Annotated in this window: 11 protein-coding genes; 4 read left to right on the top strand and 7 right to left on the bottom strand. The window is 67.5% G+C overall.

What is annotated here, in order from left to right; translation table 11 throughout:
• From eutB to BU28_RS0117200, 3 genes are all read right to left on the bottom strand, one after another.
• On the bottom strand, nucleotides 1–640 hold a 640-nt coding region (gene eutB, locus BU28_RS0117210; RefSeq protein ID WP_028720539.1), incomplete at its 3' end, for an ethanolamine ammonia-lyase subunit EutB.
• Nucleotides 640–1,404 carry a phosphotransferase gene (locus BU28_RS23565; protein WP_081791447.1) on the bottom strand — a complete coding sequence of 255 codons (765 nt, stop codon included), beginning with the start codon at nucleotides 1,402–1,404 and terminating at the stop codon, nucleotides 640–642. The genes eutB and BU28_RS23565, both read right to left, overlap by 1 nt.
• Entirely contained in the window at nucleotides 1,311–1,640 is a 330-nt protein-coding gene (locus BU28_RS0117200; protein ID WP_028720538.1) for an FIG domain-containing protein, read from the bottom strand. Before BU28_RS0117200 ends, BU28_RS23565 begins: the two co-directional genes overlap by 94 nt.
• A 252-nt stretch (nucleotides 1,641–1,892) precedes the next feature.
• Here BU28_RS0117200 and BU28_RS23560 point away from each other — a divergent pair, with 252 nt between their 5' ends.
• Both BU28_RS23560 and BU28_RS0117190 read left to right on the top strand, forming a co-directional pair.
• Nucleotides 1,893–2,696: a DeoR/GlpR family DNA-binding transcription regulator gene (locus BU28_RS23560; RefSeq protein WP_051578285.1), complete on the top strand. Its 804-nt coding sequence runs from the start codon at nucleotides 1,893–1,895 to the stop codon at nucleotides 2,694–2,696.
• An 83-nt stretch (nucleotides 2,697–2,779) separates the two neighbouring features.
• Entirely contained in the window at nucleotides 2,780–3,934 is a 1,155-nt protein-coding gene (locus BU28_RS0117190; protein WP_028720537.1) for an iron-containing alcohol dehydrogenase, read from the top strand.
• Between the two features lie 34 nt (nucleotides 3,935–3,968).
• Here the strand turns inward: BU28_RS0117190 and BU28_RS0117185 are convergent, their stop codons facing one another.
• A complete protein-coding gene (locus BU28_RS0117185; RefSeq protein ID WP_143809688.1) occupies nucleotides 3,969–4,565 on the bottom strand; it encodes a hypothetical protein in 597 nt (198 codons plus the stop codon).
• Between the two features lie 192 nt (nucleotides 4,566–4,757).
• Between BU28_RS0117185 and BU28_RS25660 the strand changes: the two genes are divergently transcribed.
• Nucleotides 4,758–4,901 carry a hypothetical protein gene (locus tag BU28_RS25660; protein ID WP_155992571.1) on the top strand — a complete coding sequence of 48 codons (144 nt, stop codon included), beginning with the start codon at nucleotides 4,758–4,760 and terminating at the stop codon, nucleotides 4,899–4,901.
• An 88-nt stretch (nucleotides 4,902–4,989) separates the two neighbouring features.
• Here BU28_RS25660 and BU28_RS0117175 read toward each other — a convergent pair whose 3' ends face one another.
• The 3 genes from BU28_RS0117175 to BU28_RS0117165 are packed head-to-tail and all read right to left on the bottom strand — an operon-like array spanning nucleotide 4,990 to nucleotide 7,705.
• A complete protein-coding gene (locus BU28_RS0117175; protein ID WP_028720535.1) occupies nucleotides 4,990–5,481 on the bottom strand; it encodes a flavin reductase family protein in 492 nt (163 codons plus the stop codon).
• Complete coding sequence (locus BU28_RS23555; RefSeq protein WP_028720534.1) at nucleotides 5,468–6,091, bottom strand: nucleotidyl transferase family protein; 624 nt, start codon at nucleotides 6,089–6,091, stop codon at nucleotides 5,468–5,470. The genes BU28_RS0117175 and BU28_RS23555 overlap by 14 nt, the downstream gene beginning before the upstream one ends.
• A 60-nt stretch (nucleotides 6,092–6,151) precedes the next feature.
• Nucleotides 6,152–7,705, bottom strand: a complete 1,554-nt coding sequence (locus BU28_RS0117165; RefSeq protein WP_028720533.1) for a 4-hydroxyphenylacetate 3-hydroxylase N-terminal domain-containing protein — start codon at nucleotides 7,703–7,705, stop codon at nucleotides 6,152–6,154.
• A gap of 147 nt (nucleotides 7,706–7,852) precedes the next feature.
• Between BU28_RS0117165 and BU28_RS25870 the strand changes: the two genes are divergently transcribed.
• A partial coding sequence (locus tag BU28_RS25870) for a helix-turn-helix domain-containing protein (protein WP_162176561.1) occupies nucleotides 7,853–8,293 on the top strand: 441 nt, incomplete at its 3' end.

Raw genomic sequence — 8,293 nt, 5'->3', positions numbered from 1 at the left:
GCCGCATCTCGTCCAGCGCCACCAGAAGCGCCTGGCAGTTCGCCAGATTGTCCGAAGCCGGGTTGATGCCGATCACCGCATCGCCCGCGCCGTGCAACAGCCCGTCCAGCACCGAGACCGCGATGCCGCGCGGATCATCGGCGGGATGGTTGGGTTGCAGCCGCGTGGCCAGCGTGCCCTGCCTGCCGATGGTGTTGCGGAAGGCGGTGACGACCTCGGCCTTGCGCGCGACCCGGATCAGGTCCTGGTTGCGCATCAGCTTGCTGACGGCCGCGACCATCTCGGGCGTCAGCCCCGGCGCGAGCGCCGCCAGCGCGGCGGCATCGGCCGCCGGCGACAAGAGCCAGTCGCGCAGATCGCCCACCGTCATCGCGGCGACAGGCGCGAAGGCCGCCGCGTCGTGGCTGTCCAGGATCAGCCGCGTGACCTCGTCATCCTCGTAGGGGACCAGCGCCTGGTTCAGGAACACCGTCAGCGGCAGGTCCATCAGCACCCGGCGCGCGGCGACCCTTTGCAGCGCGCTTTCGGCCGCGATGCCGGCCAGTTGATCGCCCGACCGCTCGGGCGAGGCGGCCGCCATGACCGCCTTCAGATCCGCAAAGCGAAAGCTCTCGCCCCGGGCAGACGCGCGGTAGGCCATCACAAGGACCTCAGCTGCGCCGGCCAGTCGGGATGGCCGGTGATCTGGCGAAAGCGCATCAGCTTCCACATGCCGTATTTGTGGAAATCGAACTCCAGCCGCGACACGCGCAGCTGCACCATCGACCACAAGGCCCATTTCACGTCGGCCAGCGCCTTGTGAACGGTCACGCGGGCCACAAGGTCGCGGGGGGCATGGCCGAAATATTCCTCGATCAGTTCCATTTCCTGCGCCGGGGTAAAGAACATCTCGCCGAACCAGATGCCCAGGTCGTAGCAGCGGTCGTTCATCGAACTGTATTCATGGTCGATCAGCATGATCGACCCGTCCGGCCCGATCATGAAATTGCCGGGCATCGGATCGTTGAAGCAGGGAACCAGATCCATGCCAGCCGCCATCAGCGCCTCGCGCGCCATCGCCTCGTTCAGCATGACCCAATCATGATGGCGAAAACGCGGCGCGTCCAGCGTCCTGCATTGCGCGGCATGTTCGTCGATCATGTCGAAGACGGTCTTGGTCAGTCCCAGAGCCGGCAGCGCGTGCATCCGCCGGTATGCGGCGATCGCCGCCACGCGCTTGTCGCGGCAGGCAAAGTCGCTGTGGGTCGAGGGGCGGTGGTCGGGCAGGGCATCCTGCAGGCTGTACTGGGTCGCCGTGCGCCAGCCCAAGGTCAGCCCCTGCATGGCGATGGTGCCGCTTGCGGCATCGGCGTGGATGACGCGCGGCCCGACCCCGGCCTCGCCCGCCTGCGCGGCAAGCCGCATGGCAGGTCGAAGCCGTCGCGCATTTCTGGGTGCATCCGCTTCAGAAAGACCGGCCCTTCCGGCGCATCGATGCGGGCGCGGATGAAGGACTCGATCTCGCGGTCCGCGATCGTGACCGGGCTGTCGTCGCCCTTGTGCTCGATGCCCAGAGGCTGGCGGAAATAGCGGGCTGCAATCTCGCGCGCGCCATCCGCCGCAAGGTTTGCGAAACGCAGCGCATCGTCCAGGTTGACCATCGGGCGGCCCTTCGTGGATTTGTGTGGAACCTGAGGACAGACAAATCCACTATCGCAACAAAATCCACATAAATTTTACCCTATCAGCACAAAATCGTAATTCTGGCGCAATTTCGGGCGGGATTGCCCGTAATTTTCGCTGCGGAACCTCTGGCGCTTGGCAGAATATGCATATAAATCCACATATCGCAGTTGCAAATGTGGCATTCCGGCGGCCTGTGCTAAGCCGAAGGCCACAAGAAGGAGATCCCCATGTGGTCGCATGAGCGTCAGGGCAAGATTCTGGAAATTCTGGTCCGCGACGGCAAGGTGATGACGAATCAGCTGGCGGATCTGTTCAGCGTCTCGCGCGAGACGGTGCGCCGCGACCTTCTGGAGATGGAGGAGACCGGCAGCCTGACGCGCGTGCATGGCGGCGCGCTTCTTTCGGGCGCCGAGATCGCGCCCGAGCCCGCCTTCGACGTCCGCCGCAGCGCCGATGCCAGCGCCAAGGACGCCATCGGCGAGGCCGCCTGCGCCCTGATCGAGCCGGGCATGACCCTGATGATCGACACCGGCACCACCACGCTGGCCTTTGCCCGCGCGCTGCTGCGGCGCGGCGCCCTGCGCATCATCACCAATTCCATCGAGATCGCCCGGCTGACCGCCGCGAGCGATTGCGAGACGCTGCTTCTGGGCGGTCGTTCCCACCGCGACGTGCCCGGCACCTTCGGCGAAATGACACTGTCGCAGCTTGATCGCTTTCTGGCCGACATGGCCGTGATCTCTCCCGTAGGGTTGCACCCGCATCGCGGTGCGACGGACTACGAACTGCACGAGGCAGAGCTGGCGCGCGCCATGATGCGGCGGGCGAAGTCGCGGGTGATCCTGTGCCACTCGGCCAAGATCGGGGTCGAAAGCCGCGTGTCCATCTGCGGCCTCGACGAGATCGACCATGTCGTGACCGATGCCCGCCCGGGCGAGGTCTTTACGCTGCCCCGCGGCCAGATGCATTTCGCCCAAGCGCGCGCGTCCGACCAATGGCACCTGCCGCAGGCCGACGGCGTCAGGACGTGACCCGCGACTCTGGCCCCGGCGTGGGATAAGCTCGCGGCCATGGCGCTTGCCTCTGCTGTGCCGACAGGAATGGAAGACGCAGGATGAATGGTTTTTCCTTTGATACCCCGGGTTCGACCCTGGTGGAATGGGGCGGCGCGGCGCGCCTGGGCGCATTGCTGTCGGGCTGGTTTCCGGCGCGCAAGCTGCTGATCGTGACCGACGGATTCCTGCACCGGGCAGGCCTGCTGGATGCGGCAAAGGCCTCGCTGGCCGCGCATGGCTTTTCGGTCTCGGTCTTTGACGATGTGGTCGCCGACCCGCCCGAGGCGGTGCTGATGGCATGCGTGGCGCAGGGCCGGGCGGCGGGCGCCGATGTCGTGATGGGGCTGGGCGGCGGCTCCTCGATGGATGTCGCCAAGCTGGTCGCGGTGATGCTGGTCGGCGAACAGCCCCTGGCCGAACTTTACGGCATCGGCAAGGTCACCGGCCGGCGCCTGCCGCTGGTGCAGGTGCCCACGACCGCCGGCACCGGGTCCGAGGCGACGAACATCACCATCCTGACCACCGGCGAGACGACCAAGATGGGCATCGTCTCGCATCAGCTTTACGCCGACCGGGTGCTGCTGGATGCGGCGCTGACCACCGGCCTGCCCCCGGTGCAGACCGCCGCGACCGGCATCGACGCGATGGTCCATGCGATCGAAGCCTATACCAGCCGCCACAGGAAGAACCCGCTGTCCGATCTCTTCGCGCGCGAGGCCTTGCGCCTTCTGTCCCGCCACCTGGTCGCGGCCTGCCGGGACGGCCAGGACCGCGCCGCGCGCGAAGGGATGCTGCTGGGCGCGAATTTCGCGGGGCAGGCGTTTTCGAACAGCCCGGTCGGCGCCGTCCATGCGCTGGCCTATCCGCTGGGCGGCCATTTCCACCTGCCGCATGGCCTGACCAATGCGCTGATGCTTGGCCCGGTGCTGCGCCACACCATGCCCGCCGCCGCGCCGCTTTATGCCGAACTGGCGGATGTGGTCATCGGCCCGTCCGGGGACAGGGTGCAGGCCCGCGCGGCGGCGTTCGTGGCCTTCATGGAGGAGTTGATGGACCGCTCGGGCGCGCCTCGGCGCCTGCGCGATGTCGATGTTCCCGAGGAGAGCCTGCCCAGGCTCGCCCGGGATGCGATGCTGCAGACACGGCTTTTGCAGAACAATCCCGTCGCCGTGGACGAGGCGGCCGCCCTGGCGCTTTACCGGCAGGCGTTCTGACAGGCGTGGCCCGGCCGGCGCCGCATCGGCGCCTTCACAATGCACCGATCAGCTGGCGTTCGATCCGCTGCCGGCCGCGCCGGGTTCGGATCTGTTCCGCGTAAAGGGTCTTCGGCCTCAGGATCAGGCGGTCGTCCAGATGGCGGATGTCGAAGACTCGCCGCGCCGCGACGATGCCCGATGCCGCTGCCGTGATCGCCGCGACGGTGATCTCGATGCGGGTCGGGTCAGTGTCGCCCCGGCGGCCCGGCAGCCTGCCGGCAACGCGGTTCAGCAGGGTGTCGAGCGTGCCGATCTCGACATAGTCGGCGCTTTTCAGCGGGCGTTGCAGGGTCGCGCGCTCGATGCTGGTTCGCTCGGCGGGGTCGATTTCGGTCCGGTCGGCCACCGACAGGGTGCTGCTGCCCGACGCCGTGTGGCAGGTCAGCAGGATGTCGAGGATATAGATCGGCTCCAATCCCAGGTTGCTGACCAGGATGCGCGCGCCCAGGTCCCGGTCGCCCCCCAGGGTGATCAGGATCTCGCTGCGGCGCTGACGCCGCATGCTTTCCACGAAGACATTGAGATAGGTGATCCAGACCACGGCCGTGACCAGTCCGACGATCGCCTGCACGACGGCGGCGTGCTCCAAGATCCAGTTCCACATACGCCCGAACGAAGCCCGCCGGGGATTGGTTGCGTCTTGCGGGGCGGTTCGTCCTGGACGCGGACAGCAGCGCTTCCCATGTCGGCCGCTCTCACCTGAACCGCCAGACCGATAGGCGGCCATCGACGCGGACCTGTCGCCCTCGACCCGGCTCAGCGGCAAGCCGCGCGGCAGCATGTGGGGCAAGCTGCCCGCGATCTTTACCAACGGCGCGCGACCGATTTCCCGCGCGGCCTTTCGACCGCGCCGGATTGGGCCTACTGGTCCAGCAAGCAGGGCGAGGGGCGCGAGGCGACGCCGACCCTGTCCCGCGCCTTCTGATCCGCCACGGCGTGCGGGGGCTCGCGTCCTCGCACACGCTGTTGGCGGGGGGCGTCGGGCAAGATCGCCTCGCCGGCGGCGCGTGCGGCTAGGCGGCGCTGCCCAGACGCTCGAACCGGCCGCCGCAGAACAGAAGCGGCTGCGCCTCGGGGCGACGTTCAAGATGGGTGACGCGGCCGATGAACAGGATGTGGTCCCCGGCCTCGACCTCCTGCTCGACGCGCGTCAGGAAGACGGCAACGGCTCCGGGCACCACGGGCAGGTCGTCCTGCCGGTCGAAGATCGTGGCCAGCGCGGGGTCGTGGCGGCCGGCGAAATGCAGCGCCACATGCTCCATGTCGCCCGCCAGCACGTTCACCGCATAGCGCCCCGAGGACCGGATCCGGTCCAGCATCCGGCTTTTGCGGTCGAGCGAGATCGAGATCAGCGGCGGGTCCAGCGACACCGACATGAAGGCGTTGGCGGTCATGCCGTGGTCGCCCTCGGGCGTCGAGGTGCTGATGACCGTCACGCCGGTCGCAAAGCTGCCGCAGGCGTCGCGCATGGCGCGGGCATCGAAAACGGTGTCAGGTCCAGCCATCGTTATCCTCCATCTGCCGGATGTCATGGGTCGAAAGCGCGCCGCCAAGCGTGGCAAGCGGCAGGGGCGCGGCCAGAAGCGAGGCCGCCTCCTCTGCCCGCCCCTCGGCCGTCAGCAGGCGGATGCGCGAGGACGAGATCGTCTGCCCGCCCGCGCAGCAGACGGGGCGGGCCAGCGCCAGGTCGAAATGCCGGGCCAGCAGGGCGACATCGCCCGACTGCCGCGCGCCAAAGCGGAAATCGGCGCCGACATGGATGCGGCGCGGCGCGATCCGTCCCAGGTCGGCCAGGAAGGCCTCGGCCGAGCGCCGGGCATAGGCGGCATGGAACGGGGCGACCACGATCCAGTCGGGCCCCAGCAGGCCGATCCGCGCCAGCTTCTGATCCAGCGCCACAAGCTGCCACGCCCGGCCGAAGAACACCTTGGGCGGCGGATCGAAGGTCCAGACGACCGAAGGGACGCCCCGGGCCCGCGCGTCGCGGATGGCGGCGCGGATCAGATGCTGGTGGCCCCGGTGCACGCCGTCGAAGGCCCCGATGGCCGCGACCGAGGCAGGCAGGGCGATCTGGCGGTCGGTGACGACGCGCGTGCCGGTTCCGCTGAAATCCATTCTCCCCCCCCCCTCCCCTTTTGCCGAAAACAGGGGGGCGGCGGCCCGCCCGGCGTCGCGTCAGCCCTGGAATCCGGCTTTCAGCCGGTTCACGTCCCAGGGGTTGATCAGGTCGGGCGCGGTCCAGCCGCCCAGGTCGTATTCCGACATGTAGTCGCGCACGATCTGGTGCAGCGCCTCCATCTCGCCGGTGGCCTGGGCGGTCAGCATCGTCTCGACGCGGATATTTTCGTAGTTGCCGGCATAGTTCGTCTCGTAAAGCTCGTGCCGGCCGCCGAATTCGGACCCCATCGCGTCCCATAGCAGCTTCAGCAGCTTGACCCGGTCCAGCGCCACGATCCCGTTCGAGCCGCGCACGAACCTGTCCAGATAGGGCCGCACGGCATCGGATTCGAAATCCAGCGCCGAGGACGGCAGATAGATCAGCCCCGAGGCGACGTGACGCTCGATCAGCTCCTTGATCCGGCCATAGGCCATCGGCGCGAAGATGCGGGACGCGAGGCCGTAGTTCATGTTCGGCAGCACATAGCCGTCGGTGCCCTGCCACGGCACCGGGCTTTTCACCATCGCATCCGACAGCGCCCAGAACAGGTTGCGCCAGCCCAGCACCTCGCCCACGGCGGTCTGCGGACCGCGGAAGGCGCGCGATCCGGTTGCCTCGAGCGCCATCGAGAACAGGCCCGAGATGAAGTCCAGCTTGACCGCCAGCCGCGTGGCCCCGTGCAGGGTAAAGCGCGGCACGAAGCCCGAGGCGGGGAAGAACGCGTTGATCTTTTCGATGTCGCCATAGACGAAGATGTTTTCCCACGGCACCAGCACCTTGTCGAAGACGAGGATGGCGTCGTTTTCGTCCAGCCGGCTGGACAGCGGATAGTCGAAGGGCGTGCCCATGACCGCCGCGTTCAGTTCATAGGAGGCGCGCGAGATCAACTTGACGCCCTCGCTCGCCATGGGCGCGGTGAAGATCAGGGCGAATTTCTTTTCCTTGATGGGGATGCCGTAATGGGCGATGAAATTGTAATGCGTCAGGGCCGAGCCGGTGGCGACCACCTTGGCGCCCGACACGATCAGCCCGGCATCGGTTTCCTTCTCGACCTGCATGAAGACATTGCCGGTCTCCTCGATCGGCAGGTGGCGGTCGATGGGCGGGTTGACGATGGCGTGGTTCCAGTAATCAAGCCGCTGCTGGGACCGGGCGTACCAGGCCTTCGCGTTCCCGGCGTAATCGCCGTAGAAGGCGGAATTCGCGCCCAGCGTGCCCAGGAACGCCGCCTTGTAATCGGGCGAGCGGCCCATCCAGCCGTTCGCCACCTTCTGGGTCGCGGCGATGGCGTCGCGCCCGGCGACCAGTTCCTCGGCGGTTTTCGGCCCCTTGAAGAACGGGTGCGTCCAGCCGCCTGCCCCCAGATCCGTCGGCCGGCCCAGCACGTCCTTTTCCGCCCACAGCCGGTCGTACCAGCGCGCGACCATGCGCGCCGAATTGCGAAAGGCGGGATGGCTGGTCACGTCCCTGACGCGTTCGCCATGGACATAGATCTCGCGTCCGTCGCGGATGCTGTCGAGAAAATCGCTGCCGGTATAGGGCGTCAGCGCGGCGTGGTTCTGGTCTTTCATCGGGGTCCTCCCTCGGCTTGGCTTGGCCGTCCTGGCGTGAAACCTGCCTGCAAAGGCGCCCTGTCGGAAAGGTATGGGATGATACCGCGCATTTTTCCGGCAATGCCGGAAACTGGCGCCGTCACAGGTCACGACGGAGCCCATGGAATGAAGACGATCCGCAAGATTGGCGATGTGCTGCGGCTTTTTTCCGCGACGCAGCCGGAACACAGCCTCAGCGACCTGGCGCGGGCGCTGGGATATTCGACCAGCGGGACGCACGACCTGGTCGAGGGCCTGACCGCCATCGGCATGCTGCGCAAGATCGAGCGCGGCCGCTATCGGCTTGGACCGCTGGTCGCCACGCTGTATCGCGCGCTCGAGGACAGCTCGGCCCTGCTCGAAGCGGCGCGGCCGGTGATGGCGAAGCTCGCCGCCGATCACGGCGAGACGCTGCACCTGACCCAGCACGACCACGGCGGGCTGCTGCTGGTCGAGGCGCTGGAGGGCGACCGCCCGCTGCGGGTCGCGCGCACGGTGATCGGCCCGCATCTGGGCCTGCACCAATGTCCCCCCGGCCTGCTGCATCTGGCCGCCTTCAGCCATGCC

It is taken from the genome of Paracoccus yeei ATCC BAA-599, from assembly GCF_000622145.1.
In the GTDB taxonomy this organism is placed as follows: Bacteria; Pseudomonadota; Alphaproteobacteria; order Rhodobacterales; family Rhodobacteraceae; genus Paracoccus; species Paracoccus yeei.
The sequence above is the reverse complement of the archived record's forward strand: the minus strand, read 5'-3'. Positions and strand labels throughout refer to the sequence as shown.